Source organism: Mesorhizobium sp. M7D.F.Ca.US.005.01.1.1 (assembly GCF_003952545.1).
In the GTDB taxonomy this organism is placed as follows: Bacteria; Pseudomonadota; Alphaproteobacteria; order Rhizobiales; family Rhizobiaceae; genus Mesorhizobium; species Mesorhizobium loti.
The window spans coordinates 658,522-681,208 of sequence record NZ_CP034453.1 but is presented as its reverse complement, the minus strand read 5'-3'; the positions used below and the strand labels follow the sequence as shown (position 1 = coordinate 681,208).

Here is a 22,687-nt window from a genome sequence, read left to right as displayed (position 1 = left end):
TTCGGCCCCTATTCCCCTGCCTTTGATCAGCTTGCCGCCGCGCCGAACCAGCCGATCACAGCGCCGATGATCAGCAGCACGCCAAGCCAGTGGCCGCCGTCGATGAGGGTCAGGTCCCAGCCGAAATTCTCGTAGCGGTGGTTGACCGAGAGCGTCGTGGCGACGAAGCCCAGCCAAAGCACGAAGCCGAAGACAAGGCCGGCCAGCAGTGTCGGCTCGCCGCCGGTCATCGCGCCGACGACCAGGGCCATGATGTAGGCCATGACCAGTTCGGCAATGAAGCTGATGACGAAGGGCAGCGGCGATTTCTTCATCGTGGCCGGATCAAGCTTGGCGGCCTTCAGCCACGGCTTGCTCAGGCCCATGTACCAGGCGGCGCCGAACAGCCATGCCACGATTGCGGCGGCGATCACCGCCAGCCAGTTCACTGCTGAAAAATCCATGAGCTTCCCCCTCAGATGCTGGTGTGATGGAACGCCTGTTCGGCGATCACGTCAAGCAAAGCGCCAGACGGTCGTGCGCTTGACCAGGGAATCCTCCAGTGCCCGCGTGACGGCGACTTCATAGACCGCAAGCGGTTCCAGCCCCGCCTTCGGCATATACGACCGGCCGGGATCGCCGACGAGGATCTCGGCGCCACGCGCCTTCAGGGTTGCGAACCACGGCATCAGCCGGTCGGCGAAGGATTTGTCGTAGAAGACGTCGCCGGCCAGGATCACGTCCCATCCCGCATCGGTGCCGATGCAATCCGTGCCGAGGAATTCGATCCCGACATCGTTGGCCTCGCTGTTGAGCCGGATCGCGGTCGCGCAAAACGGATCGATGTCGGTGGCGATCACCTTGGCAGCACCCGCCTTGACGGCGGCGATAGCGACAAGGCCGGAGCCGGAGGCAAAGTCGAGCACGCGCTTGCCCCGCACCGTGCCGGGATTGTCCAGGACATAGCGGGCAAGGCCTTGGCCGCCGGCCCAGGCAAAGGCCCAGAAGGGCGGCGGCAGGCCGATTTCGACCAGCTCGTCCTCGGTCCGCTGCCACAGATCATGGGCTTCATCGGCAAGGTGAAGCAGGATTTCCGGCACGTGCGGCGGCGCCATCAGCGCCGTGTTGTCGAGAATGAATTGTTTCGCACTGTTCGGCGTCAGCGCCGTCACGGAGCGGGTGTCAAGCCGCCCATGCGGCAGACTTCCTTCCATTCGGCCGGCGTCACCGGCTGCACGGAAAGCCGTCCGAGCCGCACCAGCGCCATGTCGGCAAGCTTTGGATTGGCCTTGACCTCTTCCAGCGTCGGCGGGTTCGGCACATCCTGGACGGCGCGGATGTCGACGCATTCCCAGCGCGGATCATCCGACGTGGTGTCGGGATGGGCCAGCGCGCAGACTTCGGCGATGCCGACCACGTTCAGCCCCTCGTTGGAATGATAGAAGAAGCCGAGATCGCCGATCTGCATCGCCTTCATGTTGTTGCGCGCCGCATAGTTGCGCACGCCGTCCCATTGCGTGCCGGCCTTGCCCTTGGCCTTCAATGCCTCGAAGGAGAAGACCGAGGGTTCGGATTTGAACAGCCAGTAGTTCATGTCTTTTCTCCTCCTTGGGGTTGCGCGCCGACGACCGGGATTAACTAGCTGCCGGCTTGTTGAACGTCCAGCTCCACGGGCGGATTTCGACGCTTTCGAACAGCCCGGCCTTAGCGTAGGGGTCGGCGGCCGACAGGGCCTGTGCACCCGCCATGTCGGGTGCTTCGACGACGACGAGGCTGCCATTGGGCTTGCCTTCGGCGTCAAGGAACGGACCGGCGAAGGCCAGCTTCTTGTCGCCGTTCAACCCTTCGAGAAAGGCAACATGTTCGGGCCGCGTGTCGAGGCGCACCTGCAGGCTTCCGGGCTTGTCCTTGCAAATCACGGCAAACAGCATGGTCTTCTCCTGGTCTTGGGGATCAAAGTCGTGGGGATCAATCGTTGGTTTCGGTCTTCAGCGGCCGGGTCATCAGAGCCGTCACAGCCTGCCGGATGGTAATGGTGCCGTCCAGTATGGCGGCGACGGCGGCGATGATCGGCGCGTCGATGTTGCGCTCGGTGGCGATGCGGGCAGCGATCGCGGCCGTCGGCACGCCCTCGGCCAGCGGCAATCCGGCAAGCGGCTTGCCTTGCCCAAGCGCCAGCCCATAGGCGAAATTGCGCGACTGTGTGGACGAGCAGGTGAGCAGCAGGTCACCAAGGCCGGAAAGCCCCATCAAGGTCTCGGGCCTGGCGCCGAAGGCGGCGCCGATGCGGCGCAGTTCGACAAAGCCGCGCGTCACCATGGCGGCCTGGGCGCTGGCGCCGAGCCCGGCGCCGGTGACAGCACCGGCGGCAATGGCGAAGACGTTCTTCAAGGCGCCACCGATTTCGACGCCGATCAGGTCGTCACTCGAATAGCAGCGCAGGTTCTCCGCCGAAAAGCGGGCGGCGAGGTCGGCGGCCAATGCCTCGTCGCGGGCGGCGACCACAACGGCCGTCGGCAGGCCGCGGGCGACATCGGTGGCGAAGCTTGGACCCGACAGGGCGGCGACCGGATTCTGCGGCAGGATCTCTTCGACGATTGCCGACAGCAAGGCGCCCGTGTCGCGCTCGATGCCCTTGGCGCAGAGAACCAGCGGGATGCCCGCCGGCATATGGTCCTTCGCGGCTGCCAGCGTCGCCCGCAACGCCTGCGCCGGGGTCACCGCCAGCACGCAATCGGCGCCGGCAAGTGCCACCTTGATGTCGCCCGTCGCCTCGATGCCGGGCGCGATGGCAATGCCGGGCAGATAGCGCGGATTTTCGCCATGGCCGATCGCAGCGACGGTTTCCGGGTCGCGCGCGAACAGCCGGACCGAATGACCGGCGCGTAGCATCGCCAGCGCCAGCGCCGTGCCCCAGGCGCCGCCGCCAAGCACGGTGACACGCCAGCCGCTCTTGTCCGGACTGTTCATATGCTGGCCAGTCATGCCTTGGCTCCGCGCCGGCCGGAGCCGACCATCGGCGTCGAGATGCCGTCCAGCGGCCAGCGCGAGCGCGGCACGAAATCGAAGCCGTTCTCCTGCGCCATGCCGGCGCGCAGCCGCTCGACGCCGGCCCAGGCGATCATCGCCGCATTGTCGGTGCAAAGTTTCAGCGGCGGCGCAATGAAGCTGAAGCCGGCCTCGGCACAGAGCCGCTCCAGCATCGCCTTGATCGTGCGGTTGGCGGCGACACCGCCGGCCACGACGAGTGCCGGGTTCCTGGTGGCGGGAAATGTCTGCCGAAAGCGCGTCAGCGCGCGGGAAACGCGGTCGGCCAGCGCATCGGCGACGGCCACCTGGAAGGAGGCGCAGATGTCGGCGACGTCCTGGTCGCTCAAGGGAGCAATGGCGGTCGCCGCCTGACGCACGGCGGTCTTGAGGCCGGAGAAGGAGAAGTCGGGCTGAGCCGAGCCCTTCATCGGACGCGGAAAGGCAAAGCGCGAAGGATTGCCGGCCTGTGCCGCCTTCTCGACATTCGGTCCGCCAGGATAGGGCAGGCCAAGCATCTTGGCCGTTTTGTCGAAGGCTTCGCCGAGCGCGTCGTCTATGGTGGTTGCCCAGCGCTGATAGTCGCCGACGCCGCGCACGGCGAGAATCTGCGTATGACCGCCGGAAACCAGCAGCAGCAAATAGGGAAAATTGAGCCCGTCGGTCAGCCGTGCGGTCAAGGCATGACCTTCGAGGTGGTTGATGGCGATCAGCGGCTTGTTTGCCGCAGCGGCGATCGCCTTGGCCGTCATCAGCCCGACGATTAGCCCGCCGACGAGGCCGGGACCGGCGGTGGCGGCAATCGCGTCGATGTCGGCGAGCGCCACGCCCGAATCGGCAAGGGCCGCCTCGATGATGCCGTCCAGCGCCTCGACATGGGCGCGCGCTGCGATTTCCGGCACGACGCCGCCGAATGCGGCATGTTCCTCGATCTGGCTGAGCACGATGTTGGACAGGATTTTTGGCGCGGCGTTGCCATCCACAGCCACGACGCTGGCGGCGGTCTCGTCACAACTCGTCTCTATGCCCAGCACGCGGATCAATTCGTCGCTATCCCAAGAGATTGTCTGTCAGGCCTTTCCCCGTTAGGAGAAAGTCCGGAAAGGCCTCGGTTATTTTAGCCGCATTGCTGCGACGCCAAGTGGTTCCACTTGGCTGCAAAATGCTCAGGCCGGGGGTTATCACGGACCGCGCGCCATGCAAACAATCTTGAGAATCGGAACACGCGGCAGCCCGCTGGCGTTGGCACAGGCGCAGGAAACGCAGGCGCGACTGATGGCCGCGCACGGCATGCCGGCGGAGGCCTTCGAGATCGTCGTCATCTCGACCAGCGGCGACCGCATCCAGGACCGGCCGCTGTCGGAAGCCGGCGGCAAGGGTCTGTTCACCAAGGAGATCGAGGAGGCGCTGCTGGCGGGCCGGATCGACATCGCCGTGCATTCGTCGAAGGACATGCCGACGCAACTGCCCGACGGTCTCGAACTCTCAGCCTTCCTGCCGCGGGAGGATGCGCGCGACGCCTTTGTCGGCAGGGCGGCGAAGACGATTGCGGACCTGCCGCAAGGGGCGAAAGTCGGTTCGTCGTCGCTGCGGCGGCAGGCGCTGATCCGCCGCATGCGGCCGGATCTCGACGTGGTTATGTTCCGCGGCAATGTGCAGACGCGCCTGCGCAAGCTGGACGAAGGCGTCGCCGCCGGCACGATCCTCGCCTATGCCGGGCTGAAGCGGCTCGGGCTCGAGCATGTCGCCACCGACCTGATGCCGCTCGACCTCTTCCCGCCGGCGCCAGGGCAAGGCGCGATCGGCATCGAGACCCGCATCGGCGATCGCGATGCCGAAAAGATGCTGGTGGCAATCCATGATGTTCCGACCGGTCAGGCGCTGGCCTGCGAGCGCGCCTTTCTGGCGGCGCTCGACGGTTCCTGTCGCACGCCGATCGCTGGTTATGCGGCGATCGAGGCCGGGAAACTGTCGTTCGCAGGGCTGATCATATCGCCCGACGGCACGCTGTCGCACACAGTCGAGCTGCAGGGACCGGCGCAAGACGCCGCCCGTATCGGCGCCGAAGCAGCCAGGACGGTGAGGGACAAGGCCGGCGAAAAGTTCTTCGACGGCTGGCTCTGAAATGCTTCGCGTCCTGGTGACGAGACCGGAACCGGGCGCCTTGCGCACAGCGCGGCAGCTTCGGGAGACAGGGTTTCTGCCGATTCTTCTGCCTCTGACCGAAACGGTGGCGCTGCCGGTCGATGCCGGACTCGTCCCGGACGATGCCATCGCCGTTGCCATCACCAGCGCCAATGCCGTGCGCCATGCGCCGGAAGACGTCATCGCGGCGCTCGCCGCCTTGCCTTGCCATGCCGTCGGCAAAAGGACGGCGGAAGCCGCGCGCGAAGCGGGGTTCTTGTCGGTCAGCGAAGGCCCGGGCAATGCCGAAGGTCTCGCCGGCAGTCTTGCTGCTGATCTCTCGGGCAAGACCATTGTCTATCTCTGTGGACGCGTGCGATTTCCGGCCTTCGAACATGAGCTCAAGGCGGCGAGCGTTCAGGTCCACGCCGTCGAAACATATGACACGCTACAGATGGGTTATTCGGACGAAACCATCCTCGAGCGTCTGTCCGGCCAACCTGCCGATGCGGTGCTGCTTTATTCAGCCAAGGCGGCTGCCGCGATGCAGGTCCTGGCCAGACGGCCCGCTCTGCACGGGCTCTTTGAAAAAACGTGGTTTTTCGCACTTTCCAACCGCATCGCGGCAATCCTCGACGATACCGCCAGCGAAAGAATCCGCATTGCCGCACAGCCCGACGAGGAAGCGCTGCTGGCGCTTTTGCGAGCGTGAGCTGAGCCGCGTCATCACACCGCCCCTTTTCACCGCTTGGTGATGTGCTAGACCCTTTCTGAACCATCATGCGCCGCAGGGCGTTGAGACGAAGCGAATTGTGCGGAGCCCAGGCATGGTCAAGACGCCGAAGATGCGACACTCAAAAAGCCGCCGCGAGCCGGTGACCATCGATCTGGAGCCGGGCGCCGTCTCACGCATCGCCGACGAGGATGCCGCCAAGACGCAGGCCGGCACTGATGAAGCGCCAGTGGAGGCCACGGAAACCTCTCGATCCGCAGTTCCCGAAGAGCCGGTTCATGCCGACCAGACCGATCTCGAGCCCTGGGAGCATGCGGATGCCGCCGCAGGGCCAGCGGAGACGCAAGCGCCGGCAGATGCCGGAGCCAAAGCCGCCGAACCAGAGCTCCCCTATCCCGGTTCGGATGCTCCGCCCAACCGCGCCAAAGCCTTCGACTACAGTTTCGAAGATGCGTCGGCAAAGCGCACCCAGACCGATAGCAGCAAGGCAGAAGCCGAGACACGGGACGACAGAATGGCGCCGGCACCTCCCCCTGAAAAGCGTGGCGGCCTCAACGGCATCGCTGCCGGCATCATCGGAGGTGTCATCGCGCTGGTCGGCGCCGGCGGGCTGCAGTTTGCCGGCCTGCTCGGCGCACCGGGCTCCGGCGCCAGTGTCTCGCTCGATGGCGTCAATGGTGACATCGCTTCGCTGAAGGCCGAAATCGCCGGCTTGAAGGACTCTGGCGGCAACAGCGATGCAGCGGCCAAGGTGGTCGGCCTGTCCTCGGGCCTGGAGCAGGTCAAGGCCGATGTCGCGGCGCTGAAATCGGCGGTCGAGAAAGGTGGAGCAGGCGACACTGCCGGGGTCGCCGCACTGGGCGACAAGGTCGCGCAGATCGAAACGGCGGTCGCCACGCTCAGCAAGGCCGGCAGCACGGCTCCGGTCGATCTCGGCCCGCTCAACGAAAAACTGGCTGGTCTCGACGCGCAGGTGAAGTCGGCCGGCGAGGCGGCGACGGCACAGGATGGCCGGCTCACCGCGCTGGAGCAGTCGGTGTCGCAGCTTTCCAGCAAGGTCGAGGCGGCGGCAGGACAGCCGAAGATCGCGCTCGCCATCGCCGCGTCGGCGCTCAAGGCGGCGCTCGACCGTGGCGCGCCTTTCTCGGCCGAACTCGAGACCTTTGCCGCGATTTCCCCGGACGCGCCGCAGCTTGCGACCTTGCGTCCCTATGCCGAAAAGGGCGTTCCGACCCGCGCCGAGATCGCAACGCAAGCGGATGCCGCCGCCAGTGCCATGGTTACTGCTGCGACGCCTGTCGATGAGAATGCCGGCTTCCTGCAGAACCTTTTGTCGAGCGCCGAATCGCTGGTCAAGGTCAGGCCGATCGGCGCCGTCGAGGGCGCCGGTGCGCCGGAAACCGTCGCGCGCATGGAGGCGGCGGTCAACCAGGGCGACTACGCCAAGGCGCTCAGTGAATACGACACGCTGCCGCAAGCTGCCAAGGCCGCCGGCGCCGATTTTGCCGGCAAACTGAAGGCACGCATCGAGGTCGAAACCCAAGTCGACGCGCTGATCTCCGGCGCGATGAAGGCATGAGGGCAACACAATGATCCGGCTGCTCGCCTTCCTCATCGTCGTTTTCGCACTTGGGCTGGGCTTTGCCTGGCTGGCCGATCGGCCAGGCGACATGGTCGTCACCTTCAGCGGCTATCAGTACCAGGTCAGCCTGATGGTGGCGGCGGTGGCTGTCGTTGCCGTGGTCGCCGCGGTGATGATCCTGTGGTGGCTGCTCAAGTCGCTGTGGAACAGCCCCTACACCATCTCGCGCTATTTCCGGGTGCGCCGCCGCGACCGCGGCTATCAGGCGCTGTCGACCGGCATGATCGCCGCCGGCGCCGGAGACGGCGCGCTGGCCCGCAAGAAGACCAAGGAAGCCGCCAAGCTGATCCGCTCCGACCAGGAACCGCTGATCCATCTGCTCGAGGCGCAGGCGTCGCTGCTCGAAGGCGATCATGAAGGCGCGCGGCAGAAATTCGAGAGCATGCTCGACGATCCCGAAATGCGGCTGTTGGGTTTGCGCGGGCTCTATCTCGAAGCCGAACGGCTCGGCGACCGCAACGCCGCCCGGCACTATGCCGGCCGTGCTGCCGCCGTGGCTCCGCAGCTGGCGTGGGCAGCCGAATCGACGCTGGAAGAGCTGACCGCACGCGGCGACTGGGACGGCGCCTTGAAACTGGTCGACGCGCAGAAGTCGACACGGCAGATCGAACGCGACGCGGCCACCCGCCGCCGCGCCGTGCTGCTGACCGCCAAGGCGCAGGCGCTTGCCGACAGCGATCCCGCTGCCGCCAGAACCGCGGCGATCGAGGCAAACCGGCTGCGACCGGACTTCGCGCCCGCCGCCGTTGCCGCTGCCGCCGCGCTGTTCAAACAGAACGACGTGCGCAAGGGCTCAAAGATCCTCGAGGCGGCGTGGAAGGCCGAGCCGCATCCGGAGGTCGCCGAACTCTATACCCATGCCAGACCGGGCGACGCCGTGCTCGACCGCCTCAACCGGGCGAAGAAGCTGCAGGAGATGAAGAAGAACCACGCCGAGTCGTCGATGACGGTGGCGCGCGCCGCACTCGACGCGCAGGATTTCTCGACCGCCCGCCGCGAGGCCGAGGCCGCGATCCGGATGGATCGCCGCGAGGGCGCCTATCTGCTGCTCGCCGACATCGAGGAGGCCGAGACCGGCGACCAGGGCAAGGTGCGGCAACTGCTGTCGAGGGCGGTGCGGGCGCCGCGCGATCCGGCCTGGGTCGCCGACGGCGTGGTGTCCGAACATTGGGCGCCGGTGTCACCGATTACCGGCCGGCTCGATGCCTTCGAATGGCGCGCGCCGATGGAGCGTCTCGGCCAGTTGATCGACAGCCATGAGGATGCACCAGCCAGCGCGGCGCCGGTCATTGAAGCACTGGCAAAGCCGATAAGCGAAAAAAAGCCGGCCGAGGTGATCGATGACGCCGGTCAGGGCGAGGCAGGCGGCAAGGACGCCGAGAGCCACGAGGATCATGTCAAGCCAATCACGGCGGCGGCCTTCGCCGCGGTGCCGACCGATGCCGAGGCTGTCGAGCCGGCCGAGGAGCTTGCACGGCTGCCGGACGATCCCGGCGTCGATCCGGACGAGGAAGCGGAAAAATCGCCGCGCCGGTTTCGGCTGTTTTGAATTGGGCCGGCCGTCAGCCCCCTCTGACTCAAGGAGATAGAGCACGATGTCGTCCGAAAACCGCTTCACACTTTTCGGCATCATGCTCTGAGGAATGGACTTATGTTTGAACGCGTTCTGTCATTTCTCAGGGATTTGCCGGCCGGCGCCGACACGCATGCCAGCACGGACGATCCGCGCATCGCGGCCTCGGCGCTTCTCTACCATGTGATGAATGCCGATGGTGTGCGCCAGGATGTCGAGTGGGAGCGGTTCAAGGCGGTGCTGGCGGAGAGCTACTCGATCAGCGGCGCCGAACTCGAAGCGCTCGTCGCCGCCGGCGAGCGGGCCGACAATGAGGCGATCGATCTCTATGCCTTCACCAGTGTCTTGAAGCGCCATCTCGATGCCGATGCGCGCAAGGCCTTCATCGGCCTGATGTGGGAGATCGTCTATGCCGATGGCGAGCTGCACGAGCTGGAGGATAACACCGTCTGGCGCGTCGCCGAGCTGATCGGCGTCGAACGCCGCGACCGCGTCGAGGCGCGCCGCAAGGCGGCGGCGCACGCGCCCGGCGCCACCGGAACATCGAACGACGAATAGACGGGATTTCGCCTACCCATGCCGCGCCAAACGAGTTCGAAGCCCAAAATCCTGATCGTGCTGCATCAGGAGAATTCGAGCCCCGGACGCGTCGGCCACATGCTGCTGGAGGAGGGCTTCGATCTCGACATCCGCCGGCCGCCGCTGGGCGACACCTTGCCGGAAACGCTGGACGGCCATGCCGGCACGGTGGTGTTCGGCGGCCCGATGAGCGCCAATGACGATGACGAGTTCGTCCGCCGCGAGACCAACTGGCTGGAAATACCGCTCAAGGAGAACCGGCCGTTCCTCGGCATCTGCCTTGGTGCGCAGATGCTGGCCAATCATCTCGGCGGCAAGGTCGAGGGTCATGGCGAAGGGCTGGTCGAGATCGGCTGGTACAGACTGAAGGCGACCGAAGCCGGCAAGCAACTGATGCACTGGCCTGAGATGGTCTATCAGTTCCACCGCGAGGGCTTTTCGCTGCCCAGGGACGCGACGCTGCTGGCGACGGCCGAGACCTATCCCAACCAGGCCTTCCGCTATGGCGACAATGCCTGGGGCATCCAGTTCCATGGCGAGTTGACCAGGGTGATGATGCAGCGCTGGGTGGTGCGCGGCGCGCACCGTTTCGAGTTGCCGGGCGCGCAGCCCGGCCGCGATCATCTCGGCGGCCGGCTGATCTGGGACATGCATCTCAAGCGCTGGCTGGACGAATTCCTGCGGGTGATTTTCGGCAAGCCGGCAGCGCGATAAGGTCAGTTTCGCCCGTTGAGGTGGCGGACCTTACGCAGTTGCGGGAACAGCACCATCCACAGGCCGGCGACGACGATGGCGCCGACGCCGCCGACCACCACGGCCGGCACGGTGCCGATCAGCGCCGCCATGGTACCGGCGCGGAATTCGCCCAGTTCGTTGGAGGCGCCGACGAAGACCTGGTTGACGGCATTAACACGGCCACGCACGTGGTCGGGCGTCCACAGCTGGATCAGGGTCTCCCGGATGTAGACGCTGAACATGTCGGTGGCGCCAAGGAAGGCAAGGGCGACGATCGACAGCCAGGTGATGGTCGACAGGCCGAACAGCACGGTGAAGGCGCCGAACGATGCGGCGGAAGCCAGCATGATCATGCCGGCGTGGTTGCGGAGCGGATGTCCGGCCAGCCAGATCGCGACGCAAATGGCGCCGACGCTAGGCGCCGAGCGCAGCAGGCCGAGCCCCCAGGGACCGAGCTGGAGGATGTCGCGCGCGTAGACCGGCAGCAGCGCCGAGGCGCCGGACAGGAGCACGGCGAACAGATCGAGCGAGATGGCGCCCAGCACGATCTTCTCGCTCCAGATATAGCTGAACCCGCCTAACAGGTGCTGCATGGTCGGCTTTTCCGTCTCCGTGCGCTGCGACGGCTTCGGGATGGTGAAGATCAGCAGCCCGGACACAAGCATCAGGACAGCGGCGGTGCCGTAGGCCACTTCCGGCGAAACGCCGTAGAGCAGGCCGCCGGCGACCGGGCCAACGATGGTCGCCGTCTGCCAGGCCGATGAATTCCAGGCGATGGCGTTGGCGAAATCCTCCGATGGCACCAGATTGGCGAACAGCGAGGCCGAGGCCGGGCCGAAGAAGGCGCGGGCGACACCGAACATGGCGAGTACGGCGAAGATCGGCAGCGGTCCACTGATACCGCGCAGCGTCAGGAGCAGCAGCGCCAGCGCACAGATCGCTTCCACCACCACGGCCAGCGCCATGATCAGGCGGCGGCCGAAGCGGTCGGCGACGACCCCGGTGACCAGCACCAGCAGCAGCGACGGCAGGAACTGGACGATGCCGACCAGGCCGAGATCGAGCGGGTCACGGGTCAAATCGTACATCTGCCAGCCGACCGCGACGGACACGATCATGGTGGCGAAGGTGGTGAGGAAGCGCGCCGCCCAATAGCTGAGGAAGGAGCGGTGGCGGAACGCAGCATAGCGCTGGTCCGGCGAGGTTTGTGCTGATGTCATGGAGTGAGCCCCTTTGCGATGGCATCGGCCGGCGGGGCACTTCCCGGATGGGCGCTGTTCCGACCAATGGAACTTCTAGTAAAGTTCGCCGCGGATATGCGTTAAAATCAGTGGTGGATCAAGGAATTTTCAGCCTGCTCCATCGCCCGCACGGGGAAGTTACTGCCTCAGCGCGGCGGAAATGGCGTCGAGGCCGCCGCTCAATTCGGCTTCCGTCGGCCAGCCAAAGCCGACGCGGAAGAAGCGCTTCTCCATTTCGAACCAGTGGCCGGGTCCGACATAGGTGCCGTGGTTCTCCAGCAGGTTCACATAGAACCGGTCGAGGTCGAAGCCGGGATCGACATTCAGGCGGGGGAAACCTACGACGCCACCTTCGGGCCGAACCCAGTCGACCAGTGGCTCGCGGTCGATCCAGGCCTGGACGATGCCGCGGCGTTTGGCCATTTCGGGCAGCAGCGTCGCCAGGAAGGCGTCGCGGCGCTCAAGCATGCCGCGCGCAATGCCTTCATCGATGACGCTGCCGCAGATGCCGATCTGCTCCTTGGCGGCAAGGAATCTCTCCTGAAGCGCCGCATCCCTGGTGACCAGCCAGCCGATGCGGATGCCGGGAATACCGAAAGCCTTGGACAGCGATGAGACGCTGATCGCCTTCGGGCTGAGCGATGCCGCCGACGGCAGGCGGCGGCCGTAGGAGAGGTCGCGGTAGGTCTCGTCAACCAGCAGACGGCAGTTCCTGCTTTCCGCGAGCGCCACCAGCGCATCGAGCTCGGTTCGGCTCATCATCGTGCCGGTCGGGTTGTGCGGGCAGGTGACGCTGATCAGTTTCGTGTTCGGCTGTATCGCCGCCTTGACACGTTCGACATCGATGGCGAAGCCTTCTTCGAAGGCCAGGTCGACAAAGCTGATGGCGCAGCCGATCGCCCTTGGGGTTTCGATGTTGGTGGCGTAGTTGGGCCTGATGACGACGAGATGGTCGTCCGCCGACAAGAGCGAGGTCGAGATGATGAACAGCGCGCCGGCGGCACCGGCGGTGACCAGGACATCGTCAGTCGAAGTGCCGGCGTCCTGCGCCGATATCAGCGCGCGCAAATCCTTGTCGCCGCGATGCTCGCCATAGAAAAGCGTGAGATCAGGCAGTGACAGGCCGATGTCCGAGAGTTTCTGGTCGGCGATCGAACTTTCGGAGAGATTGTAGCGGATGCGGTCGTAGCCGTATTCCTCCGGCGCCTCTTTCTCGATCACCATCCTGGTGTAGTTCATGGCTTCCCCCCAAAGACCCTGTCGGCCCCATCCAAGCCATAAAAACATGAAGCCTGCCAAGGCGGATTCGCCGGCAGGCTCCAATCAATCTATTGGCTCAGGGCCGAACTAGGTCTTTGCTTCAGGCAGGTCGTTGTCCCAAAAGCGCTGCGCACCCTTGGGTCAAGCCCAAGGGCATGCTTTTGGGCGACATGCCTCAGGCTGAAACCTTGGCCTTCCTGCCCTTGACAGGTGCCTTCACGGGGGCGGCCTTGCGGCCGAGGCCGATCGACTTCGCCAGCAGCGAGCGCGAGGCCGCATAGTTGGGGGCGACCATCGGATAGTCCGACGGCAAGCCCCATTTGGCGCGATAGGCGTCCGGCGTCAGGCCGAAATGCACACCGAGGTGACGCTTCAGCGATTTGAACTTCTTGCCGTCCTCGAGGCAGATGATGAAATCGGGCGTCACCGACTTCTTGGGATTGACCGCCGGGACCAGGGGCGCAGCCACCGGAACCACCGGCTTGCCGAGCCCGCTTATCGAGGTGCTGACGCTGGCGATGAGGTCGGCCAGGCCGGAGGCGGGCAACCGGTTCTTCTCGACGTAAGCGGACACGATGTGAGCGGTCAGCTCGAGCAGGTCGATGTCTTTACGGGCACTGTTGCTATCGTCGGTCACTCTATTTCTCCGTCTACAGCGAATGACCTGAAAATCGGATTCGATTTCCGGAAAGGATCATGCGCGAAATCAAAAATGCTATGGCGTCCGTCGTGCGTCCACGGGACGAATGGCGTTGTTGTGGCGCGGAATTCCTAGTCGGCAAATCTGCGTAATGCAATGACTTGGTGTCATATCACACGTTATTTTGAACAACTATATTAAACAATAACAGTATCAAACTATCAGTGCCTTGTCGCGCCACAAACGAAATCCGCCTTCGAACGCACGTGTGTTGTCGCCGCGCCTGGAGTCGGCGGGCAATTCATCGAGCTTGTCGACATTGCCGCCGCCAATGACGACATAGTCAGGCTGCAGGGCGGCGCGAAGCCGGTCGACGACGTCGAAGACATATTTGCGCCATTTCTTCTTGCCGCGCTCTTCGAGGCCGCGCTCGCCGACATAATCCTCGAAACTCTTGCCTTTCTTGTAGGGCAGGTGCGCAAGTTCCATCGGCTGGGCGACGTTGTCGGCAATCATCGCTGCACCAAGGCCAGTGCCGAGCCCGAGGAAAAGCATGCGTCCTCCCTCATAGCTGCCGATGGCCTGCATCAGCGCGTCATTGACCACCTTCACCGGTTTGCCGAATGCACCTGCGAAGTCAAATCCAGCCCAACCCGCGCCGAGATTGGCGGGGTCGGTCAGCGGCCTGTTGTGATTGACCGGGCCGGGATAGCCCATCGAGACGACATCGTAAGGCAGGCCCTCGGCAAGCTTCTTCACCGCATCGATCATCTGCTGCGGCGTCAGGCCCGGTCCGGAGTCGGCGCGGCGCTCTTCGCCGCCGGCACTGGTCAGGATCTTGACGTGCGAGCCGCCAATATCGATCGAGAGCACGATCTTCTCAGCGCCCGATGTCTCAATACCCAACGTTGGTTGCTTCACCGCCTTGGCCATCGTGTCCCCTCTCATTTCACTGGATCAATCCAACCATTGGGCGGCCCGAACCCGGCCATGACGTCCGCTGGCCCCCATGTTCCCGGCTCGTAGAGGTGCGGCGGCGTGGTGTCGCCAAGCACCGGGCCGACAATGCGCCAGGCCAGCTCGCTGGCATCCTGGCGGGTGAACAGCTGGCCGTTGCCGTTCATGGCGTCGCCGATCAGCCGCTCATAGGGCGGCATGTCGCCCTTGCTGTCGTCGAGCGCCGTCAGTTCGACCTGCTCGCCGATCATGTCGTCGCCCGGCGCCTTGCGCTGGGCGCCGATAGCGATCACCACCTGTGGGTCGATGCGGAAGCGGACGTAGTTCTGGTCGGCGGGCTTGATCGGATCGAAGACGTCGAGCGGCGGCCGCTTCAACCGCACCACCACTTCGGTGACATGCACCGGCATGTTTTTGCCGGCGCGGATGAAGAACGGCACGTCCTGCCAGCGCCAGGTGTCGACGAAGAAACGCACCGCCGCGAAGGTCTCGACCGGCGAGTTCGGCGCCACGCCCGATTCAGTGAGATAGCCGGTGAACTGGCCACGCACGACATCGTCTTTGGTCAGCGTCCGGATGGCGCGCAGCACCTGCACCTTCTCGTCGATCAAATCGTCGGCGGAACGGCCGACAGGCGGCTCCATGGCAAGCAGCAACAGGATGTTGAGCAGGTGGTTCTCGATGACGTCCCTGATGCAGCCGACATCGTCATAGAAGCGGCCTCGCCCCTCGACGCCGAAATCCTCGGCCATGGTGATCTGCACGCTCTCGACGAAGTTGCGGTTCCAGATCGGCTCGAGGAAGGAGTTGGCGAAGCGGAAATAGAGCAGGTTCTGGATCGCTTCCTTGCCGAGATAGTGGTCGATGCGGAAGATCGACTGTTCGTCGAACACCAGGTGAAGGACCCGGTTGAGCCAGCGCGCCGATTGCAGATCGTGCCCGAAGGGCTTTTCCACCATCAGCCGTGCGCCATGCGCGGTGCCCGATTGTTCCAGCCCCTGGACGACGGTCTCGAACATGGTCGGCGGCACCGCCATGTAGTGCAGCGGCCGCTGCGCGGTGCCGAGCGCGCTTTTCAGTTTCTCGAACGTCGCTCCATCGCGGTAGTCGCCGCTGACATAGCGCAGCAGCGAGGCGAACTTGGCGAACACCTTTTCGTCGATCTTGCCCAGCGCATTGACGATGCCGTCGCGGGCGCGGGCCTGCAACTGCTTGAGGTCCCAGGCGTCGAAGGCGACGCCGATCACCGGTTCGGTGAGCGTGCCCTTGGCGACCATCTGGTAAAGTGCCGGAAATATCTTCTTGTGGGCGAGGTCGCCGGTTGCTCCGAAGAGCACCAGCGTGTCGGACCGTTCCTGGCTCATGAGCGTGTCTCCCCTATCGCCGTCACTTGCCTGCCTTCGGCTTTTCGACATGACCGCCAAAGGCATAGCGCATGGCGGACAACAGCTTGTCGGCGAATTCGGATTCGCCTTGCGAGGAGAAGCGGTCAAACAGCGCAGAGGACAGCACCGGCGCCGGCACGCCGGTGTCGATCGCCGCCTTCAGTGTCCAGCGTCCTTCGCCGGAATCCGAGACGCGGCCGCCGTAATTCGCCAGGCCCGGGTCGCCTTTCAAGGCGCCGGCCGTCAGGTCGAGCAGCCAGGAGCCGATGACGCTGCCGTGCCGCCAGACCTCGGCCACCTGGGGAAGGTCGATATCGAACTGGTAGTATTGCGGGTTTTCCAGCGGGCTGGTCTCGGCGTCCGCCGTCCGCTGCCGCTTGCCGGCATTGGCCGATTTCAGGATGTTCATGCCTTCGGCATAAGCGGCCATGACACCATATTCGATGCCGTTGTGCACCATCTTGACGAAGTGACCGGCGCCACTCGGTCCGCAATGCAGATAGCCAAAGGGCGCGGTCCCGGCATCCTTGGGCGGATTGGAGCCGGCGTCGGCGCCCGGCGCCAGCGTGGCGAAGATCGAATCGAGGTGTTGCACCGCCACATCGGGACCGCCGATCATCAGGCAGTAGCCACGCTCCAGGCCCCAGACACCGCCGCTGGTGCCGACATCGACAAGATGGATACCCTTGCCAGCCAGTTTCGCGGCCTGGTCGACGGCGTCGTGATAGTAGGAATTGCCGCCGTCGATGACGATGTCACCGGGCTCCATCAGGGCCGCCACCTGATCGATGATCCTGCCGGTGATGGCTGCCGGCAGCATCAGCCACACACAACGCGGCTTGGCGAGCTTGCCGACGAATTCTTCCATTGAAGCCGCCCCTAGCGCGCCGTCAGTCACCAGAGCCGCGACGCTGGCGGGATTGATGTCGTAGACGACGCATTCGTGGCCGTCGCGCATCAGGCGCCGGACCATGTTGGCGCCCATCCGGCCCAGTCCCATCATTCCGATTTGCATGTTTTCGTCCCTGTTTTCTAGGAGATTTACGGGGTTTGTCGGGGGAAGATCTACTGGCTATCCTGCTCGCCTGATATGACGGAGAAGTCGACATTCTCCCAATCGCCGGTTGCGGGCCAGAAAAAAGTGAAGGTCAGCGTGCTTCCCTTGGGGAGGCCGGCGACGGGCAGATCGGCAAGATGGATGCCGAAAGCGTTCTCTGCCGTCTGGCTGTCATGGGCGGTTGCCCAGTTGTCGCTGCTCCAGTGAACGATTGCCGGGTCCAACAGCTCGATGCGCAGCGTTTTGCCCGCCGGCATGGTGCGGATCTTGTTGTTGAACCGCCAGGTCCTGAACGGCGATACGGTCTTGTCCTCGATGTAGCGCTTGACGCCTTGCGGCGGCATGTCGAAGACCGCACCGTCGCGCAGCGAGCGCAACAGCTTGATATGCTCCGAATGCGCCCAGACCAAAGGCATGGCGCTGCCCGAGGGCCTGCCATGCAGCAACTCGCGCTCCATCAGGTCGGGGCCGTCCCAGACTTGCTCCGGCAACAGACCGCCCGGTCCGGCCGAGCCTTCCAGCGCCTCGAGAAGGCTGGCTGCCTTGTCCTTGCGCCCTGCCGCCAGCTCATAATGGGCGCGTTCGCCCGCCAATAGCGGCCAGGGGCGGCCCTGGCCGGTGCCGTCGAATGGCGCGCCGTCTTCGTGCTCGCCATAGCCGTCGCTGGTGTAGCGATACCAGAGCGGCCCTTGCGGCAGGTCGCAGCGCAATTGAGCGTCGATGACCTTGACCGTGTTGACGATGCGTGGATCGTTGGCCGCCCGTAGACCGAAACGCACCAGCGCCAGCGCGTCCGGGCTGACGATTGCCTCGGCGGGCCGGTCGCTGTCGCCGGGCGGCCGGTTCTTGATCGGTACGTAGCCGTCCTTCGGCGAGCCGGCGTCGGCGCTGTCGGGCGGCGCGATGCGCACGTAGTAGCCGTCAACGCCAACTTGCCTGCAGATCGCCGTGCCGCTGACATAGGTCCAGCGCTCGACCTGATCGTTCCAGCCATCGGCGGTCTCGCGCAGATAGGTCGCGGCGTCGTCCTTGCCGCAGGCATCGAGCAAGTCCGCCGCAGCAAGCAGGGCCGCGATCTCGACTGCAAGCGTGAACGGGCTGTAGCCGGCATCCTCTTCCCAGCGGTCTTCGCCGGTGACCGGTCCGTTGCGCACGACATAGCTGGCGGCGCCCTCGATCATCGGCAGGAAGGTTATGAGCCTGGCGCGCGGCAAATGGCCGGCGCGCCGCAAAGCATCGGCCAACAGCAGCGGAAACGCGCATTCGTCCATCTGTATGCCGGGCCAATAGGGGGACCCGTCGAGCCATGCATTCTGCGGCCAATGGCCGTCCGGCTGCTGGATGGAGCGCAGGTAGCCGAGAATCCGCAATGCCGCCGCGGCATCGCCGGCGGCGAGGAAGCCGCCCGCCGTCTCGACCAGATCGCGCGGCCAGACCAGATGGTAGCCACCGAGGTCATCGTCGCCCTTGTTGAAGCCCCACGGGATCGACAGGCTGGCGACCGCGGCGCCCGGCACGACGATCGATCGGTGCGTCGCCAGTACCGCGGTGCTGGTGCGATAGCTGTTGATGCCTGATGCTGTGTGCCGATCCAGCGGCAGCAGGCCAGTCTGCCACTTGCGCCAGTTCTGGATGTAAGACTTGGCCGCCGCCGCAAAACCCCGCTTCAGGCTGGCGAAGGCATTTTCCGCGGCCTCGTCGGGCGTCGCTCCAAACCCAAGCGCCAGCAAGGCCTTGGTCTTTGCGGCGGAAAAACCGATCTCGCCGGTCAACGCGACATTGCCGTCCTCGGCCCGCTGGCGAGCCGGATCGAGTTCGCCGGTGTTGTGCAGCTGCTGCCAGCCGTCGGAGACGCCGACATAGCCGGCCGCGCCGTTTTCCCAGGGCAGCGACGAGGCCAGCGCCAGGCAAGAGCCGCGCCCCGAGGCAAACAGCACGGGCTTTCCCTTGTGCTCGCCGACCCAGGCGGTGTTGCCCATGCCGGCATTGACCAGATGCGGCGCCAGAAGCGCATAGACGCGGTAGTCGCCGGGCGCACCCTTGAGCGGCGTGAAGGTGATTTCCTGCAGCAAAGCGGGACGCGCCGGGTCGGCGAGGATGCGCTTTTCGATCCGCCAGGCGCCGTCGCTCGCCGTGTTGACCAGCCGGTAGGCAGGTACGCCGTCCTCGAACGGTTCGATGGTGTGCGCGGCATCACGCTTCTCTTCCGAGAAGTAGCCGTCGGGACCGGTGACGATCAGGCCGAAATCGCGCGTGCAGGCGCTGTCGACGCGCGGATAGTAGATTTCGTTGAGGATGCCGTGGCTGATCGTGAACCAGATCTGGCCGGCTGGCGAAAGCGACGTTCCGACGCCGCTCTTGGCGCTTGACGTCCAGCGGGCCGGAATTCCCGGGGCGCCCGGAGCAACGGTTGGCGTCACTGGCATTCTGTTTCGGTCTCCTGGCCCCCTCCCTAGACCAGGACGCGAACCCTTTACAATCATTGCACCGCAAGTTGATCGGACACCGCCAATGGCGCGTCGTTGACAGCAGCGCCGGCATGCGTCCACTATTTCCCGGCACGGGAGGATCGTGAAAGCCAATGCCGGAGGTGTCCCTGGTCCTGATCGACCGGCTGCTGGCGATCTCGCGGGCGCTTGCCGGCCATATCGACCCCGGCACGGCGTTCCGCGCGACAGCCATCGAGATCGGCTCGCTCATTCCGCACGACCACATGGATCTGGCGGTGCTGTCGCATGATGGCCGCCGGCACGCCTGTTATGAAGCCGGCTTCCACACTAGCTGGAGCGAGCTTGCCCAGCATCCGCTGCCGACCGAAGTCAGCCCTATCCGCTCGGTGCTGTGGGGCGAAGTACCCTATCTGCTCGCCGACGACGCGTTGGGCGACCAGCGCTTCCATTTCGCCACGGCCATAGACGGGCCGATCTTCGCCGCCCGACTGCGCAGCCGCATCGTCGTGCCGCTCAGGGCACGCGGCGGCATCATCGGCGCGCTCAACATCAGCCAGCACGAGGTCGATTGCTACACGCTTGCCGATGTCGCCGTCGCCCAGCAATGCGCCGATCTGATCGCGCCCTATATATTCGCGCTGATCCAGACCGAGGAGGCCCGCCGGGCGATGCTTGCCGAGAGCGAGGCCCGCAACCGCGTCGAACTGCTGCGGGTCGGCGCCTCGCAATTGACCGAAGGCATGGAGCGCGAACGCCGGCGCATGGCCATGGACCTGCACGACCAGACGCTTGCCGACCTCGCCCGCATCGCGCGCCAGCTTTCGGCCCTGCGCGGCCAGGGCGTGGCGCGGGCGGCGCAGCTTGCCGACCTCGAGCAGGAGGTCGCCGGTTGTCTCACGGAGCTGCGCCACATCGTCGACGACATGCGCCCGAGCGTGCTCGAATTGTTCGGCCTGCGCGATGCCGTCGAGGCGCATCTCAACCGCAGCGTCGCCAGAGCCAAGCCGCCAATCGCCGTGCACATCGCCGACACCAGCGACGGTGGCGCCGACAGTCTGCCGGAGCCGGTTCGCACCGCGCTCTACCGGATCGTGCAGGAAGCGATCAACAATGCCGTTCGCCACGCCGCGCCACACCGCATCGACGTGCTGCTGGCGTCGACAACGAGCGTGCTTCGGGTGATCGTCACCGATGACGGCCAGGGCTGCGGCGCTGTCGATCCGGCCGCCCATGGCGGCATCGGCCATATGCACACACGGGCCGCCCTCATCGGGGCGCGGCTGCGCATGGGCCAGGCCGGCCGCAAGAGCGGCGGCACCCGTGTCGTCGTCGAGATCGACCGCCCGCCGTCGCGGGAGTTACCGGCTGCGGCGGCTGCAACAGCACCCGGCGAGTTCGCCGTGTCGGAGGCCATGTGATGCTTGTGATGATCGCCGAGAACGATGGGTTGCACCGCACCTTCGCGCGCCGGACCGTAGAGCAATTGTGGCCCGGCGACGTCGAGGTGATCGAAGCGAGCGACGGCGAGGACGCGATCAACCTGGCGGCCGAACGCGAGCCGCCGCATGTCGTGCTCGACCTGCAGATGCCGAAGGCGACCGGGATCGAGGTTGCCAGGGCGATCTGGAACCGCCGCGCCGGCACGCACATCCTGTTCTGGTCGAATTTCGCCGACGAGGCCTATGTGCGCGGCGTGGCGCGCATCGTGCCGCCCGGCTCGGTCTATGGCTATGTGCTCAAATCGGCGACGGAGGAGGGCATGCGGTCCGCCCTGCGCGGCGTTTTCCGCGATGGCCACTGCATCATCGACCGCGAGATCCGCGGCATCCAGCACCGCGTGCAGGACAGGTTCGAGGGCATCACCGACGGCGAATATGAAAGCCTGATCGACATCGCGCTCGGCCTGACCGACCGGGCGATCGCAGCACGCCGCGGCCTGTCGATCCGTGGCGCGCAGAGCCGCATTAAACATGTCTACGACAAGCTTGGCATCGTTCCGGCGGAGGACGGCGCCAGCGATGCTTCGGTGTTCAACTCGCGGACGCGGGCGATCTATCTCGCCATGGCGCGCGGCCTGATCAACATCGATGCGCTGCGCCGCGAACAGGACCGGCTCGATGCCTGGCTGGCGGAGCAATAGCGGGCCTAGTCTTCTGCGCCTCGGCCTCATGGCTGGAGGGTCCACGCCCGATTCCGATGGGTTCGTGAAATTGGTGGCACGGCCAACCGGAACATCGGAAGTTCCGGCGCATTGCTAGTGAACGCCATTCCAATTCACTGCCTGCGGACTCAAAGTGCGACCCTCAATCACAGATTCATGGCACTTGGTGCGTGAAAGCGTAGCCGGCTTCATCAACGACAATGCTCTTAGTCACGGTGCTGCGATGGCCTTTTATGCTGCCACCTCGCTGGCGCCGATCTTGCTGATTGTGGTTGCGATTGCTGGTCTCGTATTCGGTCATGATGCCGCACAATTGGCTTTGTCGGCCCAGGTCTCCGGGCTGATGGGGCCGGAAAGCGCCGATCTCCTCAAGACCGCACTGCAAAGTGCATCTAGCAAGCTGTACGGGACGTGGGCCGCAATCATAGGGCTGGCCACCTTGTTGGTGGCCGCCTCTGGCGTCTTCGGCGAAATGCAGCAGTCGTTGAACACAATTTGGAAGGTTGAACCGCAGGGCAACTCCTTGTCGCGTCTGGTGCGGGCACGGGCCGCCAGTCTAGGGTTGGTGGCCGCGCTCGGGTTCCTGTTGCTGGTTTCTCTCATAGCAAGCGCTGCGATTTCGGCGCTGAGCGATTTCATCAACGTCCATCTGCCGTTTGGAACGATCATACTCAGTGGGATCAACGGCGTCGTTTCGTTTGCGCTCATTTCCGTGATGTTCGCTGCCATTTACAAAGTTTTGCCCGATCGAACCCTGGAATGGCGCGATGTAGGGATTGGCGCTGTTGTGACCGCTGCCCTGTTCACGTTGGGGAAATCGCTTATCGGCTGGTATATCGGCACCAGCGCGACTGCGTCCTCGTATGGCGCAGCGGGTGGTCTGCTCGTCGTACTGCTCTGGGTTTACTATTCGTCGGAAATTTTCCTTCTCGGTGCCGAGTTAACGCGCGCCTATTCCATTAGGCACGGCAGCAGGTCCGATCTGAAAACCTTGATTCACAGTCCCTTGCCCACGCAGCACAACCCATTTCGCGCAGGGCAAAAATCCAACTCTGCTGGCGTGGTCGTGCTCGTGGCGGTGGCGTGCGCGAGCGCGACCTTGACCGCGCTTTTGCTGGGTGTTCGCCGGCCCTAGTCCGACCTC

22 protein-coding genes are annotated in these 22,687 nt (G+C 64.9%); 9 read left to right on the top strand and 13 right to left on the bottom strand.

The genetic code is table 11. The annotated features are described in order from the left end of the window. Nucleotides 1-26: 26 nt before the first annotated feature. From EJ076_RS03150 to tsaD, 6 genes are read right to left on the bottom strand one after another with little or no spacing between them, the layout of a single operon-like run. Entirely contained in the window at nucleotides 27-443 is a 417-nt protein-coding gene (locus EJ076_RS03150; RefSeq protein WP_109663939.1) for a DUF1761 domain-containing protein, read from the bottom strand. 51 nt (nucleotides 444-494) lie between these two features. Continuing rightward, entirely contained in the window at nucleotides 495-1,094 is a 600-nt protein-coding gene (locus tag EJ076_RS03145) for a methyltransferase (protein ID WP_206438803.1), read from the bottom strand. Between the two features lie 53 nt (nucleotides 1,095-1,147). Continuing rightward, a complete protein-coding gene (locus tag EJ076_RS03140; RefSeq protein WP_109663946.1) occupies nucleotides 1,148-1,573 on the bottom strand; it encodes an EVE domain-containing protein in 426 nt (141 codons plus the stop codon). 40 nt (nucleotides 1,574-1,613) lie between these two features. Continuing rightward, on the bottom strand, nucleotides 1,614-1,910 hold the full coding sequence (locus tag EJ076_RS03135; protein WP_126066873.1) for a YciI-like protein: 297 nt from the start codon (nucleotides 1,908-1,910) through the stop codon (nucleotides 1,614-1,616). A gap of 37 nt (nucleotides 1,911-1,947) precedes the next feature. After that, nucleotides 1,948-2,964, bottom strand: coding sequence for an NAD(P)H-dependent glycerol-3-phosphate dehydrogenase (locus tag EJ076_RS03130; protein WP_109663953.1), 1,017 nt, complete (start codon nucleotides 2,962-2,964; stop codon nucleotides 1,948-1,950). After that, on the bottom strand, nucleotides 2,961-4,046 hold the full coding sequence (gene tsaD, locus EJ076_RS03125) for a tRNA (adenosine(37)-N6)-threonylcarbamoyltransferase complex transferase subunit TsaD (protein ID WP_206438802.1): 1,086 nt from the start codon (nucleotides 4,044-4,046) through the stop codon (nucleotides 2,961-2,963). The genes EJ076_RS03130 and tsaD overlap by 4 nt, the downstream gene beginning before the upstream one ends. 157 nt (nucleotides 4,047-4,203) lie before the next feature. Between tsaD and hemC the strand changes: the two genes are divergently transcribed. From hemC to EJ076_RS03095, 6 genes are all read left to right on the top strand, one after another. Beyond that, nucleotides 4,204-5,130 (top strand): hydroxymethylbilane synthase, encoded by a 927-nt coding sequence (gene hemC / locus EJ076_RS03120; RefSeq protein ID WP_109663960.1) that lies wholly within the window; start codon nucleotides 4,204-4,206, stop codon nucleotides 5,128-5,130. 1 nt (nucleotide 5,131) lies between these two features. After that, complete coding sequence (locus EJ076_RS03115; RefSeq protein ID WP_109663964.1) at nucleotides 5,132-5,842, top strand: uroporphyrinogen-III synthase; 711 nt, start codon at nucleotides 5,132-5,134, stop codon at nucleotides 5,840-5,842. Nucleotides 5,843-5,957: 115 nt separating this feature from the next. Further along, nucleotides 5,958-7,442: a COG4223 family protein gene (locus EJ076_RS03110; protein ID WP_109663967.1), complete on the top strand. Its 1,485-nt coding sequence runs from the start codon at nucleotides 5,958-5,960 to the stop codon at nucleotides 7,440-7,442. 10 nt (nucleotides 7,443-7,452) lie between these two features. After that, entirely contained in the window at nucleotides 7,453-9,054 is a 1,602-nt protein-coding gene (locus EJ076_RS03105; RefSeq protein ID WP_126066872.1) for a heme biosynthesis protein HemY, read from the top strand. 102 nt (nucleotides 9,055-9,156) lie between these two features. Further along, nucleotides 9,157-9,636: a TerB family tellurite resistance protein gene (locus tag EJ076_RS03100; RefSeq protein ID WP_126066871.1), complete on the top strand. Its 480-nt coding sequence runs from the start codon at nucleotides 9,157-9,159 to the stop codon at nucleotides 9,634-9,636. A gap of 18 nt (nucleotides 9,637-9,654) precedes the next feature. Continuing rightward, nucleotides 9,655-10,371, top strand: a complete 717-nt coding sequence (locus tag EJ076_RS03095; protein WP_126066870.1) for a glutamine amidotransferase — start codon at nucleotides 9,655-9,657, stop codon at nucleotides 10,369-10,371. 2 nt (nucleotides 10,372-10,373) lie between these two features. Here EJ076_RS03095 and EJ076_RS03090 read toward each other — a convergent pair whose 3' ends face one another. The 7 genes from EJ076_RS03090 to EJ076_RS03060 all read right to left on the bottom strand — a co-directional run bounded on the left by EJ076_RS03090 (nucleotide 10,374) and on the right by EJ076_RS03060 (nucleotide 19,358). After that, nucleotides 10,374-11,612 (bottom strand): MFS transporter, encoded by a 1,239-nt coding sequence (locus EJ076_RS03090; protein ID WP_126066869.1) that lies wholly within the window; start codon nucleotides 11,610-11,612, stop codon nucleotides 10,374-10,376. A gap of 159 nt (nucleotides 11,613-11,771) precedes the next feature. Further along, nucleotides 11,772-12,872, bottom strand: coding sequence for a pyridoxal phosphate-dependent aminotransferase (locus tag EJ076_RS03085; protein ID WP_126066868.1), 1,101 nt, complete (start codon nucleotides 12,870-12,872; stop codon nucleotides 11,772-11,774). Nucleotides 12,873-13,068: 196 nt separating this feature from the next. Beyond that, nucleotides 13,069-13,530, bottom strand: coding sequence for a MucR family transcriptional regulator (locus tag EJ076_RS03080; protein WP_056585880.1), 462 nt, complete (start codon nucleotides 13,528-13,530; stop codon nucleotides 13,069-13,071). Nucleotides 13,531-13,746: 216 nt separating this feature from the next. Beyond that, the gene (locus tag EJ076_RS03075) at nucleotides 13,747-14,466 is read right to left on the bottom strand and encodes an ROK family protein (protein ID WP_109663992.1); all 720 of its coding nucleotides are present in this window, start codon (nucleotides 14,464-14,466) and stop codon (nucleotides 13,747-13,749) included. Between the two features lie 11 nt (nucleotides 14,467-14,477). Continuing rightward, on the bottom strand, nucleotides 14,478-15,854 hold the full coding sequence (gene zwf / locus EJ076_RS03070) for a glucose-6-phosphate dehydrogenase (protein WP_126066867.1): 1,377 nt from the start codon (nucleotides 15,852-15,854) through the stop codon (nucleotides 14,478-14,480). Nucleotides 15,855-15,876: 22 nt separating this feature from the next. Further along, a complete protein-coding gene (gene gnd / locus EJ076_RS03065; RefSeq protein ID WP_126066866.1) occupies nucleotides 15,877-16,890 on the bottom strand; it encodes a phosphogluconate dehydrogenase (NAD(+)-dependent, decarboxylating) in 1,014 nt (337 codons plus the stop codon). A gap of 50 nt (nucleotides 16,891-16,940) precedes the next feature. Further along, the gene (locus EJ076_RS03060; RefSeq protein ID WP_126066865.1) at nucleotides 16,941-19,358 is read right to left on the bottom strand and encodes a glucan 1,4-alpha-glucosidase; all 2,418 of its coding nucleotides are present in this window, start codon (nucleotides 19,356-19,358) and stop codon (nucleotides 16,941-16,943) included. 155 nt (nucleotides 19,359-19,513) lie between these two features. On the opposite strand from EJ076_RS03060, the gene EJ076_RS03055 reads away from it, so the two are divergent. The 3 genes from EJ076_RS03055 to EJ076_RS03045 all read left to right on the top strand — a co-directional run bounded on the left by EJ076_RS03055 (nucleotide 19,514) and on the right by EJ076_RS03045 (nucleotide 22,678). Then, nucleotides 19,514-20,800 (top strand): histidine kinase, encoded by a 1,287-nt coding sequence (locus tag EJ076_RS03055; protein ID WP_126066864.1) that lies wholly within the window; start codon nucleotides 19,514-19,516, stop codon nucleotides 20,798-20,800. Next, complete coding sequence (locus EJ076_RS03050; protein ID WP_126066863.1) at nucleotides 20,800-21,522, top strand: response regulator transcription factor; 723 nt, start codon at nucleotides 20,800-20,802, stop codon at nucleotides 21,520-21,522. The genes EJ076_RS03055 and EJ076_RS03050 overlap by 1 nt, the downstream gene beginning before the upstream one ends. Before the next feature lie 187 nt (nucleotides 21,523-21,709). Next, a complete protein-coding gene (locus EJ076_RS03045; RefSeq protein ID WP_245463065.1) occupies nucleotides 21,710-22,678 on the top strand; it encodes a YihY/virulence factor BrkB family protein in 969 nt (322 codons plus the stop codon). Nucleotides 22,679-22,687 lie beyond the last annotated feature (9 nt).